Origin of the sequence: Flavobacterium olei (genome assembly GCF_039749035.1) — a bacterium.
Lineage (GTDB): Bacteria > Bacteroidota > Bacteroidia > Flavobacteriales > Flavobacteriaceae > Flavobacterium > Flavobacterium olei.
The window spans coordinates 148970-171666 of sequence record NZ_JBDKWC010000002.1 but is presented as its reverse complement, the minus strand read 5'-3'; the positions used below and the strand labels follow the sequence as shown (position 1 = coordinate 171666).

The 22697-nt window shown below is 34.7% G+C and carries 23 protein-coding genes; 16 read left to right on the top strand and 7 right to left on the bottom strand.

The window, feature by feature from the left end:
• Positions 1 to 2 precede the first annotated feature (2 nt).
• From ABEB31_RS04725 to ABEB31_RS04705, 5 genes are all read left to right on the top strand, one after another.
• A complete protein-coding gene (locus ABEB31_RS04725) occupies positions 3 to 221 on the top strand; it encodes a hypothetical protein (RefSeq protein ID WP_347050194.1) in 219 nt (72 codons plus the stop codon).
• A complete protein-coding gene (locus ABEB31_RS04720) occupies positions 221 to 526 on the top strand; it encodes a type II toxin-antitoxin system RelE/ParE family toxin (protein WP_347050193.1) in 306 nt (101 codons plus the stop codon). The genes ABEB31_RS04725 and ABEB31_RS04720 overlap by 1 nt, the downstream gene beginning before the upstream one ends.
• 3 nt (positions 527 to 529) lie before the next feature.
• Entirely contained in the window at positions 530 to 1468 is a 939-nt protein-coding gene (locus ABEB31_RS04715) for a mevalonate kinase family protein (RefSeq protein ID WP_347050192.1), read from the top strand.
• Positions 1469 to 1770: 302 nt separating this feature from the next.
• Positions 1771 to 2727 (top strand): geranylgeranylglycerol-phosphate geranylgeranyltransferase, encoded by a 957-nt coding sequence (locus tag ABEB31_RS04710; protein ID WP_347050191.1) that lies wholly within the window; start codon positions 1771 to 1773, stop codon positions 2725 to 2727.
• A 272-nt stretch (positions 2728 to 2999) separates the two neighbouring features.
• Positions 3000 to 3908 (top strand): pseudouridine synthase, encoded by a 909-nt coding sequence (locus tag ABEB31_RS04705; protein WP_347050190.1) that lies wholly within the window; start codon positions 3000 to 3002, stop codon positions 3906 to 3908.
• A gap of 61 nt (positions 3909 to 3969) precedes the next feature.
• Here the strand turns inward: ABEB31_RS04705 and ABEB31_RS04700 are convergent, their stop codons facing one another.
• Complete coding sequence (locus ABEB31_RS04700; RefSeq protein WP_347050189.1) at positions 3970 to 4572, bottom strand: DUF937 domain-containing protein; 603 nt, start codon at positions 4570 to 4572, stop codon at positions 3970 to 3972.
• A gap of 277 nt (positions 4573 to 4849) precedes the next feature.
• A complete protein-coding gene (locus tag ABEB31_RS04695; RefSeq protein ID WP_347050188.1) occupies positions 4850 to 5350 on the bottom strand; it encodes a DUF456 domain-containing protein in 501 nt (166 codons plus the stop codon).
• A 157-nt stretch (positions 5351 to 5507) separates the two neighbouring features.
• On the opposite strand from ABEB31_RS04695, the gene ABEB31_RS04690 reads away from it, so the two are divergent.
• Positions 5508 to 5993, top strand: a complete 486-nt coding sequence (locus ABEB31_RS04690) for a hypothetical protein (protein WP_347050187.1) — start codon at positions 5508 to 5510, stop codon at positions 5991 to 5993.
• A gap of 33 nt (positions 5994 to 6026) precedes the next feature.
• Here ABEB31_RS04690 and ABEB31_RS04685 read toward each other — a convergent pair whose 3' ends face one another.
• Together ABEB31_RS04685 and ABEB31_RS04680 are read right to left on the bottom strand one after the other, a co-directional pair.
• Entirely contained in the window at positions 6027 to 7130 is a 1104-nt protein-coding gene (locus ABEB31_RS04685) for a glycosyltransferase family 2 protein (RefSeq protein WP_347050186.1), read from the bottom strand.
• Positions 7127 to 8071 (bottom strand): hypothetical protein, encoded by a 945-nt coding sequence (locus ABEB31_RS04680; RefSeq protein ID WP_347050185.1) that lies wholly within the window; start codon positions 8069 to 8071, stop codon positions 7127 to 7129. Before ABEB31_RS04680 ends, ABEB31_RS04685 begins: the two co-directional genes overlap by 4 nt.
• Before the next feature lie 121 nt (positions 8072 to 8192).
• On the opposite strand from ABEB31_RS04680, the gene ruvC reads away from it, so the two are divergent.
• The 7 genes from ruvC to ABEB31_RS04645 all read left to right on the top strand — a co-directional run bounded on the left by ruvC (position 8193) and on the right by ABEB31_RS04645 (position 12916).
• Positions 8193 to 8747 carry a crossover junction endodeoxyribonuclease RuvC gene (gene ruvC, locus ABEB31_RS04675; protein ID WP_347050184.1) on the top strand — a complete coding sequence of 185 codons (555 nt, stop codon included), beginning with the start codon at positions 8193 to 8195 and terminating at the stop codon, positions 8745 to 8747.
• A gap of 88 nt (positions 8748 to 8835) precedes the next feature.
• A complete protein-coding gene (gene hemW, locus ABEB31_RS04670) occupies positions 8836 to 9969 on the top strand; it encodes a radical SAM family heme chaperone HemW (protein ID WP_347050183.1) in 1134 nt (377 codons plus the stop codon).
• Positions 9970 to 10045: 76 nt separating this feature from the next.
• Positions 10046 to 10825, top strand: a complete 780-nt coding sequence (locus ABEB31_RS04665) for a cyclase family protein (protein ID WP_347050182.1) — start codon at positions 10046 to 10048, stop codon at positions 10823 to 10825.
• A 143-nt stretch (positions 10826 to 10968) separates the two neighbouring features.
• Positions 10969 to 11370, top strand: a complete 402-nt coding sequence (locus tag ABEB31_RS04660; protein ID WP_347050181.1) for a GNAT family N-acetyltransferase — start codon at positions 10969 to 10971, stop codon at positions 11368 to 11370.
• A complete protein-coding gene (locus ABEB31_RS04655; RefSeq protein ID WP_347050180.1) occupies positions 11367 to 11717 on the top strand; it encodes a DUF4260 domain-containing protein in 351 nt (116 codons plus the stop codon). Before ABEB31_RS04660 ends, ABEB31_RS04655 begins: the two co-directional genes overlap by 4 nt.
• A gap of 6 nt (positions 11718 to 11723) precedes the next feature.
• Positions 11724 to 12092, top strand: a complete 369-nt coding sequence (locus tag ABEB31_RS04650) for an MmcQ/YjbR family DNA-binding protein (RefSeq protein WP_347050179.1) — start codon at positions 11724 to 11726, stop codon at positions 12090 to 12092.
• Between the two features lie 107 nt (positions 12093 to 12199).
• Entirely contained in the window at positions 12200 to 12916 is a 717-nt protein-coding gene (locus ABEB31_RS04645) for a PH domain-containing protein (RefSeq protein ID WP_347050178.1), read from the top strand.
• Between the two features lie 259 nt (positions 12917 to 13175).
• Here the strand turns inward: ABEB31_RS04645 and ABEB31_RS04640 are convergent, their stop codons facing one another.
• A complete protein-coding gene (locus tag ABEB31_RS04640; protein WP_347050177.1) occupies positions 13176 to 14276 on the bottom strand; it encodes a DUF4407 domain-containing protein in 1101 nt (366 codons plus the stop codon).
• 234 nt (positions 14277 to 14510) lie between these two features.
• Here ABEB31_RS04640 and ABEB31_RS04635 point away from each other — a divergent pair, with 234 nt between their 5' ends.
• Entirely contained in the window at positions 14511 to 17321 is a 2811-nt protein-coding gene (locus ABEB31_RS04635; RefSeq protein ID WP_347050176.1) for a TonB-dependent receptor, read from the top strand.
• 75 nt (positions 17322 to 17396) lie between these two features.
• Complete coding sequence (locus ABEB31_RS04630) at positions 17397 to 18455, top strand: phytase (RefSeq protein WP_347050175.1); 1059 nt, start codon at positions 17397 to 17399, stop codon at positions 18453 to 18455.
• A gap of 404 nt (positions 18456 to 18859) precedes the next feature.
• Here the strand turns inward: ABEB31_RS04630 and pckA are convergent, their stop codons facing one another.
• Both pckA and ABEB31_RS04620 read right to left on the bottom strand, forming a co-directional pair.
• Positions 18860 to 20464: a phosphoenolpyruvate carboxykinase (ATP) gene (gene pckA / locus ABEB31_RS04625; RefSeq protein WP_347050174.1), complete on the bottom strand. Its 1605-nt coding sequence runs from the start codon at positions 20462 to 20464 to the stop codon at positions 18860 to 18862.
• A gap of 300 nt (positions 20465 to 20764) precedes the next feature.
• Entirely contained in the window at positions 20765 to 21151 is a 387-nt protein-coding gene (locus ABEB31_RS04620; RefSeq protein WP_347050173.1) for a DUF423 domain-containing protein, read from the bottom strand.
• Between the two features lie 177 nt (positions 21152 to 21328).
• Here ABEB31_RS04620 and ABEB31_RS04615 point away from each other — a divergent pair, with 177 nt between their 5' ends.
• On the top strand, positions 21329 to 22693 hold the full coding sequence (locus ABEB31_RS04615) for a saccharopine dehydrogenase family protein (protein WP_347050172.1): 1365 nt from the start codon (positions 21329 to 21331) through the stop codon (positions 22691 to 22693).
• Positions 22694 to 22697: the final 4 nt, after the last annotated feature.

Here is a 22697-nt window from a genome sequence, read left to right as displayed (position 1 = left end):
CTATGGATATTCAGTTGAAAAAACTCGAGTTGATTAAAAAAATAGCGGAAACAGAAGATCCAGCTATCATTCAATCAATACAGAACATTTTTTCTGTAAAGAAAAAAGATTGGTGGGATGATTTAACTGAGCAACAGAAAGCTGATATAGCTCAAAGTGAATTGGAATTTGAAAGAGGTGAATTTATCAGTTACGAAGATTTGATGAAAAAATACAGATAGTGAATCTAAAAGTAAATTTCTCAAAGACAGCTGAGAAAAATTTAAATGATGTTCTGGATTTTATTGAAGCAAGATGGTCTGAAAAATCCAAAAAAATGTTTATCATGAAATTTGAAAAAGCAATTTCAATAATAATTATGAACCCTGAGATTTTTCCAAAATCATCCATCAATAAAAAATATCGCAAATGCGTAATAACAAAACAATCAAGCTTGTTGTACACTTTTAGTTCAAATGAGATTAGAATTCATACCATTTTCGACACGAGGCAAGACCCTAATAAAATAAAAAAAGACATAAAATAAAAAATGAAAGGACCATTATTTTACTCAAAAATATTACTCTTTGGAGAATACGGAATCATTCGCGACTCTAAAGGACTTTCTATTCCTTATAATTTTTACAACGGTGCATTAAAGAAATCCGAAGAACCTTCGGCAGAAGCGATTGCATCAAATTCAAGTTTAAGACGTTATGTAATTTACCTTGAAAATCTACAAACAGAACAACCGGAATTGGTTACGTTTGATATTACTTCTCTAAAAAATGATGTAGAAACCGGAATGTATTTTGATTCCAGTATTCCGCAAGGATATGGAGTTGGAAGCAGCGGTGCACTTGTTGCTGCTATTTATGATAAATATGCAACACATAAAATCACTGTTTTAGAGAATCTTACCCGTGAAAAACTGTTACAGCTTAAAAATATATTTTCTCAAATGGAGAGCTTTTTCCACGGAAAAAGTTCTGGTTTAGACCCATTAAATAGTTATTTGAGCATTCCGATTTTAATTAATTCTAAAGATAATATAGAAGCAACAGGCATTCCGACACAGAGTTTTGACGGGAAAGGCGCTGTCTTTTTATTAGATTCGGGAATTGTTGGCGAAACGGCTCCAATGGTTAATATCTTTATGGAAAATCTCAAAGACAAAGGTTTCCGCGCGATGCTTAAAAACCATTTTGTAAAATATACCGATGCCTGTGTAGAAAACTTTCTTCAGGGAGATATGAAAGCTTTGTTTACCAACACAAAAAAACTTTCTAAAATTGTTCTCAACAACTTTAAACCTATGATTCCAGAGCAATTTCACGGAATCTGGCAAAACGGAATTGACACCAATGATTATTACCTAAAACTTTGCGGTTCTGGCGGTGGTGGTTATATTCTTGGTTTTACCGAAGATTTAGAACGTGCAAAAGCTTCTTTAAAAGATTATAAACTGGAAGTAGTTTATCAGTTTTAAGCAGTTTAGATATTGACTCTGCTCTTTCTAATTTTCGAAGTTAGATTGCGGCTGATCTAATGCAGGAATTCCCCCTTACGCCGTATAAAAATTTCTGTAAACTTTTGTTTATTCTGAAATCATTTCCTGAATCATTTGACTTGTCGTTATTTGTGGATTGCCAATTGGGCAAGACGGCTTAATCACATTCTATTGTTGACAAAAGCAGGTTGATTCTAAAGAATTGTTAAAAAACGGAGTTTGAATTCTGGAATAGAAAAATAACATTTAACTTCCCTATAATTTAAATCCAACCACAATTTATGTTAAGCAGACAGCAAAAACTTTTAATAATGAAAATTGTTAGTCTGTTCTCTGTGGTTCGGGGTTACAATATTCCGATTATTGTATTGGCGCAATATCTGTCTGCCATTTTTATTCTGGCTCCAGAAATTAGAGCGCTGGATATTCTACTGGATTTTTACTTATTCCTCATTGTATTTGCTTCGGCCATTACCATAGCTTCCGGTTATATTATCAATAATTTCTACGACAGTCAGAAAGACTTAATAAACCGTCCCAATAAATCAATGCTGGATCGTTTGGTGAGTCAGAAAACAAAATTAACGGTTTATTTCAGCTTGAATTTTCTGGCTGTTTTAATGGCTTCCATCGTGTCCTGGAGAGCTTTTCTGTTCTTCTCAGTCTACATCTTTATGATATGGTTTTATTCACATAAAATAAAAAAATATGCAATAATTGGTAATCTCATGTCGGCTTTGCTGGCTGTAACCCCGTTTTTTGCCATCTTACTTTATTTTTATAATAAAATTTCTTTCGAAGAAATTGAAAATCACATGAGTCATTTCGTTGTGATATCTGCACATGCCGTTTTCTTATTTTTACTTTTGCTGATTCGTGAGATGATTAAAGATCTTGAAAATCTAAAAGGTGATTTGGTTAACGACTACAGAACAATTCCGGTACTTTATGGCGAAAAAGTCTCTAAACAAGCTATTACTGCACTCACGATTTTGACGATCTTACCTGTCTATGTTCTGGTTAACATTTACGATGTAGGGTATATGGACATTTACTTTTATATCTGTTTTGGCGTTATGCTTTTCTTTCTTCTTTACTTATGGAAATCAGATTCTAAGGAGCAATATCTCAAGCTTCATAATGTTCTTAAATTCCTTATTGTTTCAGGGGTTTGCTGTATAGTTTTGATCAATCCGAGTGTTTTGTGGCACGGCAAAGCTTTGCTATCGAACTTTTAAATTAATCAACGCAGACTTTTATTGATTTTAGACAAAATGTTTAAAAAATGCCCATTGTCTGAACCTAGCCCCAATGGCCCAGAAGTTTCCGGAGGAAAATCCTTTTGTTTTTTTTTCATAAATAAAAGATTGGAATGAGAGCGGGCACCATGTTTAAATAAATGCCTTTTGTGATGCTCCTGACCATCAAAATGTTAACCGTATTAATCTAAGAACAATGAACTTAAGATTATTAGCAGGAAAAAACTATCTTTGCACAAATTAATGATTTTATGAACAACAAGGAAGGCAATAATAAAAGAGGCGGTTCAAGACCAAATAGTTCGCGACCAAGCTCTAACAAGCCAAAACCTCCTATGGCGAAGCGCGCCCAGGGCCCCAAGAAAGTAAACCCTGCAGTGAAGGCGGCGGAAGAAGAAAAAGCGGCAAAATTAAAAAAACAGAAGCAGGCTCCGAAGAGACAAAAAGCTTCAGATGAGATTCGTCTGAACAAATACATCTCCAATTCTGGTGTGTGCTCCCGTCGTGATGCTGACATTTATATTCAGTCTGGAAACGTTAAGGTTAACGGTGTTCCGGTTACTGAAATGGGTTATCTGGTTAAATTAAATGATGTAGTAAACTTTGACGGCGTAACTTTAACTCCTGAAAAGAAAGAATATATTTTATTGAATAAACCTAAAAACTTTACGACTGCACTTGATGAAGGTCAGGAGTTTCGTAACGTTCTGGAACTTGTTCGCGGTTCTACAACAGCTAAAATTGCGGCTATTGGAAGAATGGACAAAAATACTACCGGATTATTGCTGTTTACAAACGACACAGATATGATTCGTAAGTTTACTTTGCCTAACCAGAAATCATCTAAAATTTATCAGGTTTCTTTGGATAAGAATTTGAAATTTGAAGATTTGGAAAAAATCAGCAAAGGTTTGGTTCTGGACGGACACCGTGTTTCTGTAGAAGAAGTAAGTTATATTGATAATGAGCCAAAAAGTGAAGTTGGACTTAAATTACGTACTTCAAATGTAAAAGTAGTACGTTCTATTTTCGAATCTTTAGAGTATAATGTATTGCGTATTGACCGCGTATCCTTTGCCGGTTTAACCAAGAAAAATCTTCCGCGAGGAAATTGGCGTCATTTGACAGATCAAGAGGTTATCAACCTGAAAAATGTTTAAACATTTTCAGGTTTTATTTATATCAAATCCCGTTTTCTCGTAAAATGGGATTTTTTTTTATTTAAAAACTGAAAAAATTATGTCCGAAAAGAGTAAATATGGACCTTCCGATAGATTGGTTTTTATCTTCTACCGTTTCATGACATGAAAAACCAAGAATGATTTTAATTCCGGGAGGAATGCTGTTTAAGATATCTCTTTTTTGGTCTTCTAAGAGAAGTTTAAGACCTTCTATTAATTGTACATTATATCGTAAATATGAAACAACTAAGAGAGCTGAAAAGTTAAGTATTTCTCTGGCGGTTTCACTTTTTATACCGACTTCGTTTGAAATCATCTCTGAAATCCTGCCTTTTTTGTTGGAGAAAAGTTCTTTAAGTAAATCGTTTCCTTCTAAGCGGTAACAGTCATCTACTGCTAAAATTCGTCCGGCATTAAAATCAATTTCCTGAAAAAAAGTGGAATCCTCCCGAACCATTGATACTATTTCGGAGTAAAAATCCGATTCTTCTGCCTGGTTGTAGAGTCCTATCAAAATTGTACCGATCGAGACATCAATTCCCTTTATTAAAAGTGCATCATTTTCAAAATAAAACTTGTTTAACTTGGAGACAACATTAGAAGAAATAAAACGTCTAAGTTCAATTTGTAGGTTTGGGGTCATACGCTTAACTTATTTAAGAAACATTATTTAAACTTGTTCAAAATAACCGACAAAATGAGGCTTTTCATCGTTTATTGTGATAAAAATATAAAAAATTTTAACATTTCCAAAAATTAAGTTAAAAATCAAACTGTAAATTAAACACTTATAAAATATAAAAAAGCTCTCATGTCAGTAAAGACAACACTTTCATTCTCAAATTAGAAGAAAATTAATTTCATAAAATTTTTGTAATTTTATGAAAAGCGAAGAAAAAGCTTAAAAAAATGTTACATAATTAAAATAAAATGTTTCGATATTCCCATACGAGATGCAAAAAGATGCCCAAATAGACAACCGAAAACATAAAGTTGATAAAACTTGATGCTAAGAATCCGAGTAATGATCCGGTAGCTGCTTTTAAGGCTCTTTTATGATTTTTTGAATCAAATAATAATTCTCCAATTAATGCCCCCACAAAAGGACCAATAATTACACCAAAAGGTATCGGAGCCAGAATGCCAATTATTAATCCAATGTTTGTTCCCCAGACTCCGAACGAGCTGCCACCAAACTTTTTTGTGCCTTTTGACGGAATGATGTAATCTAGTATAGTAATAATGAGCATTACAATGAAAGTAATCCCTAATACCCAGTAATTATTCTCTACCGCTTTGGTTAAATAAAGGAGCAATAAGCCGACCCAGCATGCCGACAAACCGGGCAGAATAGGCAGAAAACTACCAAAGACACCAACAATTACGCAGATAAAACCCAGAATAAGAAGTAGTAAATCCATTTTATTTTTGATAAATTTGTTCTTACAAATTACTCTTTTATTTTTTGATGTACAAGTCTTAAAAATTGCGTTGAAAACCGTAAGATCCCAAGGCTTCTCCAAAAAATAATCGTATTTTTATACCATAATATGTTTATTTCAATTCAAAACTAAAACTTTGAGGCAGTTTTTCCCATTCTTTATTTGTATACTTTTCAGTTCTTGTCAATATTTTGAGAAGCAGGTTCCGTCTGAAAAAGAACTACTGCAGAAAGAATTAAAATCCATCAACTGGAAAGAGGTAGACGAATATCCGTCTGTATCGAACTGCGATAAAATTGCCGATAAGAAACTTCGCCAACAATGTTTTTTTGAAGTAATGTCAAATTTAATTCAGGAAAAATTAAATGTTGACACTTTATCCATTATGTATCCTGAACTGGACACAATCGAAGTAAAAGTGACGGTTTTTCCAAACGCAACAATGAAATTTGAACCGCAATTTCCTAAAGATTCTGTAGCGTACGATACTATAAAAATTGACAGCATTCTCCATGCCCGACTTGTAGATTTTCCTAAAATTAATCCGGCTATAAAACGCGGCGTTCCTGTAAAAACACAATTTATTCTTCCGGTAATTCTAAAAGAAAAAAACGAAAAATAATTCACTCAATTATTTTTATAAGTTCATTTTCAATTATTTATTAAATCGTCGCTCTTTCCATTCATAAGAGCCGAACAAACTGTACAAAGCCACACCGGAACTAAAAAACGGGTAAAGTAAACTACTCAATAAAAGACTTTTAATTTTAGATTTCGCTAAAAATTTATTGGTTACCGAAAGTAGAACGTAGTCAGTAAAAAATTTAGAAAAAGCTAAGAAGACAAAAATAGAATAAGATAAAATTCCAAAGAGGACAAATAAAAATCCGATTACAAAACTCATATTTCCAAAGAAAACAATTAGTCCTAAAACCTTTCCATAATTACTTTTATAGGAACTGGTTTTTGCTGCCCAACGGACTCTCTGATAAAACAAAGCTCGCCAGTTTTCAGTTGGCTTTGTGATAACAATTGCTTCCTCTGCTTTTAGATAATGTACTTCATGAGGAAATTTTTCTACCGCTTTCTGCAGCAAAAAAACATCATCGCCGCTTGCAATTTTATCATTTCCTTCAAAACCATTCAGACTTTCAAATAAAGATTTTTTGTAAGCAAAATTAGCCCCGTTGCACATAAAGCCGCGATTAAGACCAAAACTCCCGATCGTTGCACCTTGCAAACTAGTAAAATCTAATTGCTGAAAATGATGCAAAAATGAATTATTGCATTTATAAGTCACAGGACCAGCCAGCATAGCAACTTCATTTTCCTGAATATAATGATCAAATGTCAAAAGCCAATTTTCAGGAACAAGGCAATCTGCATCGGTTGTAATAACCCAGTCGGTTTTTACGTGTTTTATGGCAGTTGTGATGGCGTCTTTTTTTGGAGAATCCGAAAGACGTATGCTGTCTATTATTGAAACCTCAAAATCAAAACCTGAAACCTGAAACTTTTCTGCTGAATTATCATCGACCAAAATTACTCTGAACAGCTCTTTCGGATAATTTAAATTTGAAAATTCCTCTAAAAGTATTGGAAGATTTTCTTTTTCGTTACGGAACGGAACTACAATTGTAAAACTTGTTTTGGACTGAAAATTTTTATTCTGAAAAGTTTTTATTTTGAAAAAACCATAAATCAGCAAAGTAATGCTAATAATGTAAATGGCGAGTATGAGAAAAAATCCAAAAATCATTCTCTTGTTTTTGCTTTAAAATTTAGCACAAAATAGCTTCCCAAGACTACTGGCAGGACCACATTCAAAAACCACATTAATGTCGAAATAAACACGACAATCCATTCGTTTACGCCTAAAATTCCGAAGAAATAAATAGCCACACTTCCTTTTACTGCAAAATCTAAAAACTGAAAAGTTGGCAGGGAAGAAGCCAGAAAATATACTGAAGTGATAGCTGCCATTAAAGTTAAATAAGGCAAATCCACATCAAAACCGAGGAATAAAAAGTAATACTGATGTGAAAAAACGATGTAACGGCAAATTCCTAAAAAGATGTTTTTTTTATGAGTAGATTTGGGAATCTGATTAATCTTATGAATCAGTTTTTCAATCGAATACCCTTTAATTTTTATTTTTTTTACGGAGAAAAGAAGAACTAAAATCAGAAGAAATCCGCCAAATAAAATCATTACCGTCTGAGTTGTGATAACGTTGAATTTGGCATTGAAATATAAAAGTCCGAAAATACCAAAAATGATTGTTAGAATCATTTGGATTCCATTGCAGATTAAGTTGAGAAATACCACTCTTTTGGCTTCCGATTTTGGATAATACAATGCTTTTCCGGCATACTCTCCTACTCCGTTTGGTGTGAAAATTCCGGCCGTTAAAGCTGCTAAAACCTGTTTTGTAGCTTCGAAAACGGAGATTTTCTGAATCACACCAGCCAGGTTCTGCCATTTTAAAATCTCAAAACATCGATTTAAAACGCTTAGAAGCAGAATAAACCCAACTCCTAAAACCGACTGGTTTTTTTGGAACAAAACAAGAAACTTCTGCCAGTCCAATTTATCATTGTTTGCCAGCTGATTGTAAATAAAATAAAATGCACCGCCAACAATTAAAAGTTTGAGCAGAAGAACAAGGAATTGCTTAGCTTTGTGAGGAATTGAAATCATGCCGCAAAAGTAGTCAATTTGAGAATGAGACAATGAGATAATGTGGCAATTAGAAAATGATTATTTGAGGTTCAGAATAACCTGAAACTTGAAACAAAAAAACCTGAAACAAAAAAACCTCTTGACAAAAGAAAGCATCATATTAGGCATTGACCCAGGAACCACAATTATGGGTTTTGGATTGATTAAAGTTACCAATAAAAAAATGGAATTCCTGCAATTGAATGAATTGCAGCTTTCCAAATACGATAATCATTACCAGAAACTAAAAATAATCTTTGAGAGAACGATAGAGTTAATCGAGACACATTGTCCTGATGAAATCGCAATTGAAGCGCCTTTCTTTGGCAAAAACGTTCAGTCGATGTTAAAATTGGGTCGTGCACAGGGCGTCGCCATGGCAGCGGGACTTTCAAGAGGAATTCCGATTACAGAATACGAACCTAAAAAAATCAAAATGGCGATAACCGGAAACGGAAACGCCAGCAAAGAACAGGTTGCAAAAATGCTGCAGCAGCTTTTAGGCTTAAAAGAATTACCCAAAAATCTCGATTCAACAGATGGTCTGGCGGCTGCCGTTTGTCACCACTTTAATTCCGGAAAAGTAGTCGCCGGAAAAAGTTATTCAGGCTGGGATGCTTTTGTGAAACAAAATGAGGAACGAGTAAAGAAATGAGTCAATGTGTCAATTTGATAATTAGATAATTCTATTGACACCAAAATAAATTATCTAATTGACCAATTATCTAATTATCTAATTTAAAATGTCGGGCATCTACATTCACATACCTTTTTGCAAGCAGGCTTGTCATTACTGCGATTTTCATTTTTCAACTTCGATGAAGAAAAAGGATGAAATGGTTTTAGCTTTGGCAAAAGAAATTGTCATGCGCAAAAATGAGTGTGACGATGAAGTTGAAACCATCTATTTTGGTGGCGGAACTCCTTCCGTTTTGTCTTCTTCTGAAATCAATTTTCTAATTGAAGAAGTTTACAAAAATTATAAGGTTGCCAAAAATCCTGAAATAACATTGGAAGCAAATCCCGATGACTTGTCTTCTGAAAGAATTTTAGAATTATCAAAAAGTCCAATAAATCGTCTCAGCATCGGAATTCAGTCTTTTTATGAAGAGGATTTAAAGATGATGAACCGCGCCCATAATTCGGCGGAAGCCAGGAAATCTTTAGCGAAAGCGACAAAATATTTCGACAATATTTCTATTGATCTTATTTATGGAATTCCGGGTTTGAGCGATGAAATGTGGAAACAGAATATTCAGACTGCTTTAGATTTCGGTATTCCGCATATTTCGAGTTATGCTTTGACGGTTGAACCGAAAACAGCTTTAAGTAAATTAATTCAAACAGGGAAAATCGCTGAACCTCAGGATGAAGCGGCTTCAAACCATTTTATGATTTTGGTTGAAATGCTTCAGAACAATGGCTTTATACATTACGAATTATCGAATTTCGGAAAAGAAAATTATTTCTCTAAAAACAATTCGGCGTATTGGCTGGGAAAAAAATATATTGGAATCGGACCGTCCGCACATAGTTATGATGGGAAAAAACGTGGTTGGAATATTGCTAACAATTCGCTTTACTTAAAAGCAATTCAAAATAATGAACTTCCGATAGAAAAAGAAATCTTAACCATTTCCGATCGTTATAACGAATACATTATGACGGGATTACGAACAATTTGGGGCGTTTCTTTACTAAGAATTGAAAACGAATTTGGATTGGAATATCTTAATTATCTTCAAAAGCAAAGTCAGAAATTTTTAAATGATGATTTGCTTTCGATTGAAAATAATATTCTGAAACCTACTTTAAAAGGAAAATTTTTGACGGATGGAATTGCGAGTGATTTGTTTTTTCTAAATTTGGAAGAATAAAGAATTAGTCGCAAAGACGCTAAGTCACAAAGTTTAAATTGTGTCTTTGAGCCTTTGTGGCGTAAAAATCAAAACTTTGCTAGCTAAAATCAATAACTTCGAAATAGACTTATCAAAACCCATTGACATCTCAATTCCTTTAACCAATACAGATGAAAATCCGATTGCGTGGTACATTGAAAAACCGGTAATTGAGCCAGTAGTTTTTGGCGATTGGATTGGAAAAGTTTCTGAAGGAAAATCATCAACCAATTTCAACAATATTTTCTTTAATCCGCATGGGCATGGAACACACACCGAATGTCTGGGACATATTACACGGGAATTTTACAGCATAAATCAATCTTTGAAACAGTTTTTCTTTATTGCAAAACTAATTACAGTTGAACCTGAAAAACAAGATGATGATTTTGTCATCACAAAAGAGTTGATTGAAAATGCGTTGCGTAATTCTCCCGACACTTCGGGATCGCTCTGTGTGACAAACGAGGCTTTAATTATTAGAACACTTCCAAATCAGCAAGACAAAAAATCAAGAAAATATTCAAACACAAATCCGCCTTATTTGTCTGAAGATGCTGCGATTTTCATCCGCGAAAGCGAAATACAGCATTTACTGATCGATTTACCAAGTGTAGACAAAGAACATGATGAAGGAAAATTATTGGCGCATAAAGCTTTTTGGAATGTAAAAAACACAGATGTTTTAAATGAAGATGCGCGGTTAAACGCCACAATCACCGAAATGATTTACGTTCCGGACGAAATTCCAGATGGAGATTATATTCTCAATCTTCAAATCGCTTCGTTTGAAAATGATGCGAGTCCCTCAAAACCTATACTGTACAGAATTTAAAGTTAACCACAAATTACACAAATTTCTTTTCTATTTTGCTACTCCGATAACTATCGGGATAAAATATTTTTCAGATTTAATCATTTTCAAATTTTAATCTCTAAAAAATAATTTGTGTAATTTGTGCCAAAATATAAACGCTGATGATAACCGTTTCAACCGATAAAACAAAACTCGACGTTCCGTTCATTCAAAATTTCTTAAAAGATATTTATTGGGCTGCAGGAAGAACTATGGAAGAAGTTCAACGCACTATTGATGCTTCGTTTTGTTTTGGAATTTACCTTGACGGAAAGCAAATTGGCTTTGCAAGAGTTGTAACCGATTATGTCGTTTTCGCTTATTTAATGGATGTTTTTATAACAGAAGAACATCGGGGAAAGGGCTATTCTTCAATTTTAATTGAAACTATGATGAAGGAACCACAGCTTCAGGAAATAAAAATCTGGAGACTGGCAACAACTGATGCCCATTTTTTATACGAGAAATTCGGATTTAAGAAACTGGCGCATCCCGAAAAAATGATGGAAAAAGTAATCCAATGAAAACAATCCTGAAACTCGAAGAAGCCGCTTTATTTATTCTCGGAATATTTCTTTTTAACCGTTTAAATTATGAATGGTGGTGGTTTTTGGCCTTAATTTTAGCCCCCGATTTATCGATGATTGGCTATGCATTTGGAAACCAAACCGGAGCATTACTTTATAATTTCTTTCATCATAAAGGAATTGCACTTTTAATTTTTGCTTTGGGAAATTATTTGAGTATAGAAGTTGCGCAGTTAGCCGGAATTATTTTATTTTCACATTCTGCAATGGATCGTATTTTTGGTTATGGCCTTAAATATGAAAAAGGTTTTAAATACACACATTTAGGTGAAATTGGTAAATAGATAATCATGAATTTAGAAACGTTTTATGAATATTGTCTTTCAAAAAAAGGCTGCAGTGAGCATTTTCCTTTTGATGAAGATACGCTTGTATTTAAGGTTGGCGGCAAAATGTTTGCGCTGTCTTCGCTTTCTCAATGGGAAAAAAATGAGCAGTCAGTTAATTTAAAATGTGACCCCGATCGCGCAGAAGAACTCAGAGCAGAATATGACGAAATACAACCCGGATTTCACATGAGCAAAGTACACTGGAACACTATTGCTTTAAATGGTAACCTGCCTGTAAAATTCGTTAAAGAACTAATTGATCATTCGTATGAATTGGTTTTCAAAAGCTTAACAAAGAAAATCCAGAACGAAATTATTGACGCGAGGTAAATTTTTACCAAACAGGCGGAGCAATTAGAAAATTAGGCATTACATTTGTAACGTCAGTAAAAAAACTTAGCCGCTCAGCAGCCTAGAAACTTAGCAACTTATAAGAAATGAAAGAACAATTTAAAAAGTTTTTAAACGAAGAACAAGATCCTAAAGCGATTGAAAAAATCACTTCAAAACTTACCGATTTATTGATGAAAGGCGAAGAAGTTGGATATATCGCAGTACAAAAAAAACCTGCAATAACCGTTTTTCCTGATAGTATTGTATTAACAAACAAACGAATCATTATCTGTAAGCCTAAAAATTTAGGGCTTTCTATGGATTTTACAGATTACACCTGGGATGATATTGCAAGTACTTTTGTAAAAGAAAATATATTAGGTTCTGAATTTTCTTTTGGAACAAAAACAGATTTAGCCGTTTCTATCGATTATATTCCGAAAATTCAGGCGAGAAAAATTTACACTTACGCTAAAGAGCAATTGGATATTTTAAAAAATCCTGTTCAGACTGCAACTCCTATAATTGAGGACACTCAGGAAGAAGTTGAAGAAGTAGAACAATATGAAGACGAAATTGAAGAAGTGGAAACGGAAGAAGTAACCAGTTTTGCTGAGATTTTACCGGCAGCTCCTGTTTACGAAACTTATGAGCAAATTCCACCTCAACAGCCAGCTCCAACCGGAGACCGTAAATTAAGTGACTTGTCTAAAGAAGAGCTGTTTGACAAACTTCAGAATTATAAAAAACTTCTGGACAACGGTTTAATCATGCAGGGAGAATATGACGCTTATAAGAAAGAGATTTTGAGCTACATGTAATGTTAGTCATAAAGTCGAAAGTCAAAAGTCTGTAAGTTTTTGAATTTGTCTAAAATAAAAAAGCCAGAAATAGATTTATTTCTGGCTTTATCTTTTTATGTCTCTATTGGACTTTCAAACTTGGACTTAACGTCATAAAATCAAAAGTCTGAAAGTTTTTGACTTTGTCTACATAAAAAAGCCAGGAATAGATTTATTTCTGGCTTTATCTTTTTATGTCTCTATTGGACTTTCAAACTTTGGACTTTATGACTTTTGACTAAAGTGTAGCTTTCTGCTTTTCTACAAAACTGTGCGATTGCAGTTCCAATAATTCTTTTGCATTTTTACGTTGCAGATCGTAGAGACTTTTATCTTCTGCGATGTCAGCGTACACTCTGTCGTGCATTTCTGCGCTTGTCTTTTTCAGTAATTCGCGTTGGTATTTATTTTGTTCCAAAGTCGCTTTCATGGCGGTTTCGGCTTCTTCCTGTTTAAAATCGAACTCCCCTTTTGGTGCCAATAATTTAGCGATAATCGGTGAAGTTTCAATAGCCAGGAATAACAACATTATAAAAAATGAAGGTAACCAAGGCAATTTATTTAATGCATTGATACGCGCCATTAATCCGTCGAAGCCTTCTATGATAGGTTGAGTTTGTGATACTTTTTTATCTAAATCGGCTTGGAGTTGTACTCCTGCTTTTTCTTTTTCGGCAATTTTAGCTTCGTTTGTTGTTTTTAAGGTTTCAAACTCTTTTAAAGAAGCATCGTGTTTTTCACGTTTTTCTTTATAAACCGGACCTTTACCAAGCTTCTTTGTCCCAGTCGTTCCCTCAGCTTCTGTAATATAAGTAGAGTACAAAGCGTTTACTTCTTTTTCCTTTTTGACAATATCTGATTTTAACGCTGCGATTTCTGCTTTGTTCTTATCTAAATCCGTTTTGAAATAAGTGCCAATTTGTTTTTTATTGGCCAATTCCATCTCGTTTTTTTCTTTTAATAATACGGTATTGATTTCTTTTTCGAAAATTTTAATTTCTAAGGGCTTTGAGATTACAATCGCAATAATAATAGCCAAAGCAATACGCGGAGTTGCCTGCAGGAATTCATCCATAAAGCGATCTCTCTTTTTAATAGTAGAAACTATAAACCGGTCCAGATTAAAAATTAGTAAACTCCATACAAAACCGAAAATTAGAGCGGGATAAATAGAATCGAAAACTGTAAAAAGCGCGTATGCGCTAGCCAGAAAAGCCATAACTGCGGTAAAAAAAACAGTGGCGCCAATACCAACGTATTTGGTTTGTTCGCCTTCTGAGCATCCTTCTAGGAGATCTCTGTCTGCACCTGAACACAGGATAAAAAATTGTTTTAACATGATTGATGATTTTGATTTTGATTGATAAGGCAAATTTAACGCCAAATTTTCAAATACGATCAAAATTAAGTTTCTTTTTAATTGTGAATCAATCATTTGATGGTTTGATGTTATTTAAAGATTAATAAATCTAACTGTTCAACGCCCAATCATAACACTATGTTAATTTTTTTTCAAGGGTTTAGTAATACTTGGGTTTTAGCTTCGCAACCGAAATCAAACTAAACACACACAATGAAAAAATTTTATTTCCTAACCGCATTCTTTCTATTAGCCTTTACAGGTTTTGCTCAGAAAGCTATTATATCCGGAAAGATATTAGATGCCGATGACAAATTGCCACTTCCTGGAGCTATGGTTCAAATTGTTGGCGAGAAAAAATATACTGTTTCAGATTATAATGGTCGTTTTGAATTATTAAACATCAATGAAGGAACTTATAAGGTTGAAGTAAAATATATTGGGTACACTGCTTTAACTCAGGAAATAAAAGTAGAACAAGGAAAAAATAACGTTATCGACTTCTCTCTTAAAACTTCTGGAACTGAATTAAACGAAGTTGTGGTTGGGGACATTTTAAAAGGTCAGGCGAAAGCTTTAAATCAACAAAAAAACAACAAAAATATAGGAAACGTAATTTCTTCAGATCAAATGGGACGTTTCCCGGATGCCAATGTTGGAGACGCTTTAAAACGTGTTCCGGGTATCACCATGCAGAATGATCAGGGCGAGGCGCGTAACATTATCATCAGAGGTCTGGCTCCGTCATTGAACTCTGTAACTTTAAACGGAGACAGGATTCCATCTGCAGAAGGAGATAACAGAAATGTACAAATGGATTTGATCCCGTCTGATATGATTTCTACAATCGAAGTTAATAAAACACTAACTTCAGATATGGATGCAGATGCGATTGGAGGATCTGTAAACCTAATTACCAGAGCAACTCCAAACGGCGAAAGAATTTCTGCTACTCTTGCAGGAGGTTATTTGCCAATTCGCGATCATGCTTCTTACACAGCCGGTTTTGTTTATGGTAATCGTTTTATTGATAATAAATTGGGAGTTGTGGTCAGCGGTTCTTATAATAATGTGGATTACGGTTCTGATAATATCGAAAACGAATGGGTAAAAGATGATTTTGGAAATGAATATTTGCAGGCTTCTGAAATTAGAAAATATGATGTTCAGCGTATTCGCCGCAGCGGATCTGTTGCTTTAGATTATAAATTCGACGAGAACAATACCATTTTTGCCAATGCCATTTACAACTGGAGAGATGACAGAGAAAACCGTTTCAGAACTACTATTGATGATATTGAACCTATTTATAATGGTGAAGAAATCATCGGTTTTGAAGGTCGTGTAAAACGCCAGACAAAAGGCGGCGTGGATAATAACAGAAACAAAAACAGAAGATTAGAAGATCAGAGAGTTCAGAACTATTCACTTCGCGGAGAGCACCTGATTAACTCAACTCTGGATTTGGACTGGTCGGCAAACTATGCAAAAGCAAGAGAATATCGTCCGGGCGAACGTTATATCGAATACCGTCAAAAAGGTCTTGATGTTTTTGAAAACCTAACAGATCAAAGATTTCCATTAGTTACAACTGCCGGAGAAGCTTTAGATCAATTTGAATTTGATTCGGTAACTGAAAATACAGATGAAACAAGCGAAAGCGAATTTGGCGCAAAAGTAAACATCCGTTTTCCGTTCTCTGTAATTGCAGGTGAAAAAGGAAGATTGAGAACGGGATTAAGACTTCGTTTAAAAGAAAAAGAAAGAAATAATATGTTCTATTCCTATTCTCCCCTTACTGACGGAATGGAATTATTATCTGAAGTTCCTGTAAGCTATTATGACGGGAAAGATTTTAATCCGGGAAGTAAATATGTGCCGGGAACTTTTGCTTCTGCCAATTTCCTTGGAAGTTTAGATTTAAACAATTCGGCTTTATTTGAAAAAGAATCAGATCCGGCAGAATATCTGGCGGTAAACTATAATGCAAAAGAAAGAATTTCTGCTGCTTATGTAAGATGGGATCAGGATTTTAACGATAAACTTTCTATGGTTTTAGGTTTCCGTGTTGAGAATACGCACATCGATTATACAGGAAACAGAGTTTTGGATGAAGAAGAATTAGAAAGCAAAATCAATACGACCAATTCATACACGAATTTATTGCCAAGTATCTCTTTTCAATACAACGCCACAAAGGATTTGATTTTAAGAGCTGCTGCAACAACAGCGCTGGCGAGACCAAACTATTACGCATTGGCACCTTATGTAAATAATATTGCCGCTGATAAAGAAATTACAGCCGGTAATCCAGATCTTGATGCTACTTATTCATACAATTATGATTTTATGGCAGAGAACTATTTCAAATCTGTTGGTTTGATTTCCGGAGGTGTTTTTTACAAGAGATTAAATGATTTTATTTACAATTACAGCGACAATCAATATACAGACGCGAAATTTGCTGCAGATTTTCCTAATCAGATTAATCCAATTCCAGCGGGCGAAAACTGGTCATTTTTACAATCAAGAAATGGTAATACGGTTGATGTATACGGGTTTGAAGTTGCTTTTCAGCGTCAGTTGGATTTCCTTCCGGGTAAATTCTTAAAAGGTTTTGGTATTTACTTAAACTATACTTATACGCAATCTAAAGCAAAAGGAATTGCTGATGAAGACGGAAACGAAAGAAACGACATTAGTCTTCCGGGAACTACACCGCATATGTTTAACGGATCTCTTTCCTGGGAAAACAAACGTTTTTCTGCCAGAGTTTCTACAAACTTCACCTCCGATTATTTGGATGAGTTAGGTTCTGAATCTTATAAAGACAGTTATTACGACAAGCAATTTTTCTTAGATGCTAATGCTTCTTATAAAATCACCAAACAACTTCGCGTTTTTGCAGAAGCGAATAACTTAACCAATCAACCGTTACGTTATTATCAGGGTGTCGAAGCTCACACGAAACAAGCAGAATATTATCAGGCCAAATTCAATCTTGGATTGAAACTGGATTTATAATCTTCAATTTTTAAAATTCTTACATTAGACAGCGTTTTACCACTCTGTCTAATGGCATTAAAATATACAAACCGAATGAAAAATAATTCTATAGTTGCTCTTTTACTATCATCTGCTTTATTTACAGCCTGTAAAGACGATAAGTTATCACCTCTACAGCCCAATGCGGTAAAACCAACAGCAGTTACAGAAGCATTGCCTCACGATACAGACGATCCTGCGATATGGATTCACCCGACAAATCCCTCAGAAAGTATAATTGTTGGAACAGATAAAGATACAGACGGCGGCTTATATGCTTTTGATCTGAATGGAAAAATACTAAAAAAATCAGTTTCGTTAAAAAGGCCAAATAATGTGGATATCGCTTACGGATTGCTTATTGACGGAAAAAAAGTAGACGTTGCCGTTACAACAGAACGAGAAGAAAATAAAATCAGAATTTTTAGTTTACCTGATTTAAAACCAATTGATAATGGCGGAATTCCGGTTTTTGAAGGCGAAGCACTACGCGATCCTATGGGAATCTCCTTGTATACGCGTCCGGCTGATGGAAAGATTTTTGCTATTGTAGGAAGAAAAACTGGTCCGTCAGGAAGTTATTTATGGCAATATGAACTTTCCGGAAAAGGAAAATTCGCTGTTGCAAAAGTAGTCCGCAAATTCGGGTCTTACAGCGGTAAAAAAGAAATAGAAGCCATTGCGGTTGACAATGAATTGGGAACCATTTTTTATTGCGATGAACAATTCGGAATCAGAAAATACAAAGCAGATCCCGCTTTAAATGACAATAAAGAATTAGCTCTTTTTGGTCAGAAAGATTTCAAAGCAGATCATGAAGGAATCGCGATTTACAAAAAAACAGATTCTACAGGATATATTTTAGTTTCTAACCAACAGGCAAATTCATTTATGGTATATCCAAGAGAAGGTGCCAAAGGAAATCCCGACAATTATCCTTTATTGGCAGAAATTCCAACTTCTACAATTGAATGTGATGGTGCCGATGTTACCAGCATTAATTTAGGGCCAAAATACAAAAACGGACTTTTTGTAGCGATGAGCAACGGAATGACTTTTCACTATTACACTTGGGATTTAATACAAAAACGTATAGACGAAACAAAGAAATAATGATTCAGTGTTGATTTGAAATCGCAGTTCTTTGGCTCCTTTCCTTTAAACTGTAGTTGAAAGCTGCGATTCAATAACCCTTTTAAAGATTTTATCGCAAAGAAACACAAAGTAAAAAATACAGAGGTTCGCAAAGTTTAATAATAAAGCTTTGCGAACCTTTGTTTTTAAAATCTTATTTAATTTGCATTAGGCTGAAGGAAGATTGTCAGGCTGAACAAGTTTTGTCAGGCTGAGCGAAGGTTGTCAGGTTGAGCGAAGTCGAAACCCCCGTCCCAATTAGAGTGCCCTTCTCCCGAAGTTTCGGGACGCTCAGGGTGACATACGAACCAAACCAGACACAATAAAAACAAAAAAAGCTGTTCAAAACGAACAGCTTTTTTATTTTGAATCAATAATTCCTTTTATTCTGTAACCGGTGCGCCCGCCAAAATTTCGGCATTGGCAAACTCTTCAAATTTGGCAAAATTAGCTTTGAATTTCTGAGCTAATTCTAACGCTTTTCTATCGTATAAATCTCTGTCTTCCCAAGTGTTTCTCGGATTTAGAATTTCTTCCGGAACGTTTGGACAAGATTGTGGTTTTGCAATTCCGAACACAGAGTGATTTTCAAATTCTACATGATCTAACTCTCCTTTTAACGCCGCAGTAATCATAGCACGGGTATATTTTAGCTTCATACGGCTTCCTGTTCCGTAAGGTCCGCCAGTCCATCCTGTATTGATTAACCAAACTTTTACGCCGGCATCCTTCATTTTTTTGCTCAGCATTTCAGCATAGCGTGTTGGATGTAAAGGCATAAATGGCGCTCCAAAACAAGCTGAGAAATTAGGCTGCGGTTCTGTGATACCTGCTTCTGTTCCTGCTACTTTTGCTGTATAACCCGAAATAAAGTGATATGCAGCCTGACCCGGAGTTAATTTTGAGATTGGAGGCAGGATCCCGAAAGAATCTGCCGTAAGGAAAAATATATTTTTAGGATTATGTCCCACCAAACCTGGCTGCACATTATCAATATGTGTAATCGGGTAACTCACACGGGTGTTTTGTGTGATCGAAATATCATCGTAATCTACCTCATTTGTTCCGGCTTTGAAAACTACATTTTCTAATAGTGCCCCTTTTTTGATGGCTCTGAAAATGTCCGGTTCATTCTCTTCTGTTAAGTTGATTACTTTAGCATAACAACCGCCTTCGAAGTTAAAAACAGTATTTTCGTTTGTCCAGCCATGCTCATCGTCTCCGATTAATTTACGTTCCGGATCTGCCGATAAAGTTGTTTTTCCAGTTCCTGACAATCCGAAGAAAATCGCTGTATCATTATCTTCCCCTACATTGGCGCTGCAATGCATTGGAAGTGTATTTTTGAAAACTGGCAGGATAAAATTCAGAGCAGAAAAAATTCCTTTTTTCATTTCACCTGTATAACCTGTTCCGCCGATGAGGGCGATTTTTCTGGTAAAATCCAAAATAGCAAAATTCGACTGTCGTGTTCCGTCCACAGCAGGATCTGCCATAAAACTTGGAGCGCAGACTACCGTCCATTCTGGTGTAAAATTGGCCAATTCAGATTCTTCAGGACGAAGAAACATATTGTAACAGAATAAATTGGACCATGCCGTCTCTGTCACCACACGCACATTTAATCTGTAATTAGGATCTGAACAAACGTAGGAATCACGAACAAAAACTTCTTTGTTAGATAAAAACGCTGTTACTTTATTATAAAGCTTTTCAAAAGCCTGAGGTTCAAACGGAATATTAACATTTCCCCACCAAACCTGATCTTTGGTAATATCGTCTTTTACGATAAAACGATCTTGTGGAGAACGGCCTGTAAATTCACCTGTATTAATTGCCAATGCACCAGTAGAATTCTCAACACCTTGTCCTGACTCCAAAGTAATCGCATGTAATTCGTCTGCAGATAGTTGATAATGAACCTTTGCATTTTCAATTCCTAATTCTTTCAGCGAAATCGATTGCGAGAAAACTGTGTTAGTGTCCATAAATTTTAAGTTGTGTGTGATATTTATTTCAGAAGCAAAATTACAGATTAATTCTTATTTGTTTTAAATTACTTAAATTTCACTTTGATTAATATCAAAAAAGAGAAATCTCACTTTAAAATTAATAAAAAGAAAAAATAACAGCTTCTAATTTACTTTATTACAACCTTATAAATGAATTTGTTATATAATTTTTGATTTTCAATCTAAATTACAAAAAATTCACATAAATAAAGTTATATGTTATTTATGAGACAAAATTAAAGATTAATTTTTACACAGAATTTTTTTTTCGGGATTTTATGATTTTCTCTTCAAAATCGTAAAGAATAATAGCGCCCAACCAATAATTAATAGAAAACCACCGATAGGAGTTGCGAATACGATAATTTTAGAATAAAACAATGTGTAGTCTTTTGTTGCCACTAAATAAATCGAACCGCTAAAAAGTACAACACCGGCAACAACAAAATTATAAATAGTTTTTAGGGTTTTTTCTGCGATATCTTTTTGTGTCGATAAAAAGAAAAGAAACAATGCATGATACATTTGATAACGAACTCCAACTTCAAAAGTATTTAATTGATCAACCGAAAGATATTTTTTCAATAAATGAGCGCCAAAAGCTCCCAGAATAATGGCAAGCATTCCTATAAAAGCACCAGTTAAAACGATTCTTCTTTTCATAATCTATATCTTTTCAAATTGGATACAAAAATACTTCAAACGATTCGAAAAAACACTTTTATTTAAAACAAATTCCGATCGCTTTTGTTCTTGAAACCCAAAAATAAATTTAACTTTATGCAATTAAAATTGTTATATTTGTAACAATTAAATATATTTGTGTTAAATATTTAAAACATGAGAAACGTTTTAATAATTGGAGCAGGAAGATCTGCATCTTCTTTAATTCGATATTTATTAGCAAAAGCTAATGAAGAAAACCTGCATATTACTGTGGCCGATCTTTCTTTGGAACTGGCACAGAAAAAAACACAAAACAACCCAAATGCAACTCCAATTGCTTTAGATATTTTTAATACTGTAGAAAGAAAAACAGCTATTCTACAAGCTTCCATTGTTATATCGATGCTTCCGGCACATTTGCACCTCGAAATCGCAAAAGACTGCCTCGAATTTAAGAAACATCTCGTTACAGCATCTTATATAAGTGATGCCATGCAGGCACTAGACGAAGAAGCCAAAAATAACAATCTTATTTTTATGAATGAGGTCGGCCTTGATCCGGGTATCGACCACATGAGTGCGATGAAGGTAATTGATGAAATTAGAGATAAAGGCGGGAACATGCTTTTATTCGAATCTTTTTGCGGCGGGCTTGTAGCACCGGAATCTGATAACAATTTGTGGAATTATAAATTTACCTGGGCGCCCAGAAACGTGGTTTTGGCCGGTCAGGGCGGTGCAGCAAAATTTATCCAGGAAGGAACTTATAAATATATTCCGTACAGCGCATTATTTAGAAGAACCGAATTTCTGGAAGTCGAAGGCTACGGAAAATTTGAAGCGTATTCTAACCGTGATTCTTTAAAATACAGATCGGTTTACGGTTTAGACGATGTGCTGACATTGTACCGCGGAACCATTAGAAGAGTCGGATTTTCCAGAGCTTGGAATATGTTTGTACAACTGGGCATGACCGATGACAGTTATATTATGGAAGATTCTGAAAACATGAGTTATCGCCAGTTTGTAAATTCGTTTCTGCCGTACCACCCAACCGATTCTGTTGAGATTAAAACACGCCTGCTTTTAAAAATCGATCAGGACGATATTATGTGGGACAAACTTCTGGAGCTCGATTTATTTAATCCTAATAAAAAAGTCAATCTACCAAATGCAACTCCCGCACAGATTCTGCAAAAGATTTTGTCTGACAGCTGGAGTCTGGAACCAGATGACAAAGACATGATTGTAATGTACCATAAATTTGGTTACGAAATAAACGGCATCAAACAACAAATTGATTCTAAAATGGTCTGCATTGGCGATGACCAAACCTATACGGCAATGGCCAAAACAGTTGGATTGCCCGTTGCAATCGCTACATTGTTGATTTTAAATAAAAAAATCACAACTCCGGGTGTCCAGCTTCCTATAAAGAGAGAAGTTTACGAACCCATTTTAAAAGAATTAGAAGATTACGGAGTGGTTTTTAACGAACAAACGGTTCCGTATTTTGGTTATAATCCCGACTTATTTTAGTAAG

Coding starts and splice junctions, on each gene's coding strand:
- ABEB31_RS04645 (WP_347050178.1), top strand. CDS start 12,200: ATGAAAGAACAATTTAAAAAGTTTTTAAACGAAGAACAAGATCCTAAA.
- ABEB31_RS04680 (WP_347050185.1), bottom strand. CDS start 8,071: ATGATTTCAATTCCTCACAAAGCTAAGCAATTCCTTGTTCTTCTGCTC.
- ABEB31_RS04630 (WP_347050175.1), top strand. CDS start 17,397: ATGAAAAATAATTCTATAGTTGCTCTTTTACTATCATCTGCTTTATTT.
- ABEB31_RS04650 (WP_347050179.1), top strand. CDS start 11,724: ATGAATTTAGAAACGTTTTATGAATATTGTCTTTCAAAAAAAGGCTGC.
- ABEB31_RS04655 (WP_347050180.1), top strand. CDS start 11,367: ATGAAAACAATCCTGAAACTCGAAGAAGCCGCTTTATTTATTCTCGGA.
- hemW (WP_347050183.1), top strand. CDS start 8,836: ATGTCGGGCATCTACATTCACATACCTTTTTGCAAGCAGGCTTGTCAT.
- ABEB31_RS04615 (WP_347050172.1), top strand. CDS start 21,329: ATGAGAAACGTTTTAATAATTGGAGCAGGAAGATCTGCATCTTCTTTA.
- ABEB31_RS04695 (WP_347050188.1), bottom strand. CDS start 5,350: ATGGATTTACTACTTCTTATTCTGGGTTTTATCTGCGTAATTGTTGGT.
- ABEB31_RS04725 (WP_347050194.1), top strand. CDS start 3: ATGGATATTCAGTTGAAAAAACTCGAGTTGATTAAAAAAATAGCGGAA.
- ABEB31_RS04620 (WP_347050173.1), bottom strand. CDS start 21,151: ATGAAAAGAAGAATCGTTTTAACTGGTGCTTTTATAGGAATGCTTGCC.
- ABEB31_RS04640 (WP_347050177.1), bottom strand. CDS start 14,276: ATGTTAAAACAATTTTTTATCCTGTGTTCAGGTGCAGACAGAGATCTC.
- ABEB31_RS04700 (WP_347050189.1), bottom strand. CDS start 4,572: ATGACCCCAAACCTACAAATTGAACTTAGACGTTTTATTTCTTCTAAT.
- ABEB31_RS04710 (WP_347050191.1), top strand. CDS start 1,771: ATGTTAAGCAGACAGCAAAAACTTTTAATAATGAAAATTGTTAGTCTG.
- ABEB31_RS04635 (WP_347050176.1), top strand. CDS start 14,511: ATGAAAAAATTTTATTTCCTAACCGCATTCTTTCTATTAGCCTTTACA.
- ABEB31_RS04715 (WP_347050192.1), top strand. CDS start 530: ATGAAAGGACCATTATTTTACTCAAAAATATTACTCTTTGGAGAATAC.
- pckA (WP_347050174.1), bottom strand. CDS start 20,464: ATGGACACTAACACAGTTTTCTCGCAATCGATTTCGCTGAAAGAATTA.
- ABEB31_RS04705 (WP_347050190.1), top strand. CDS start 3,000: ATGAACAACAAGGAAGGCAATAATAAAAGAGGCGGTTCAAGACCAAAT.
- ABEB31_RS04685 (WP_347050186.1), bottom strand. CDS start 7,130: ATGATTTTTGGATTTTTTCTCATACTCGCCATTTACATTATTAGCATT.
- ABEB31_RS04660 (WP_347050181.1), top strand. CDS start 10,969: ATGATAACCGTTTCAACCGATAAAACAAAACTCGACGTTCCGTTCATT.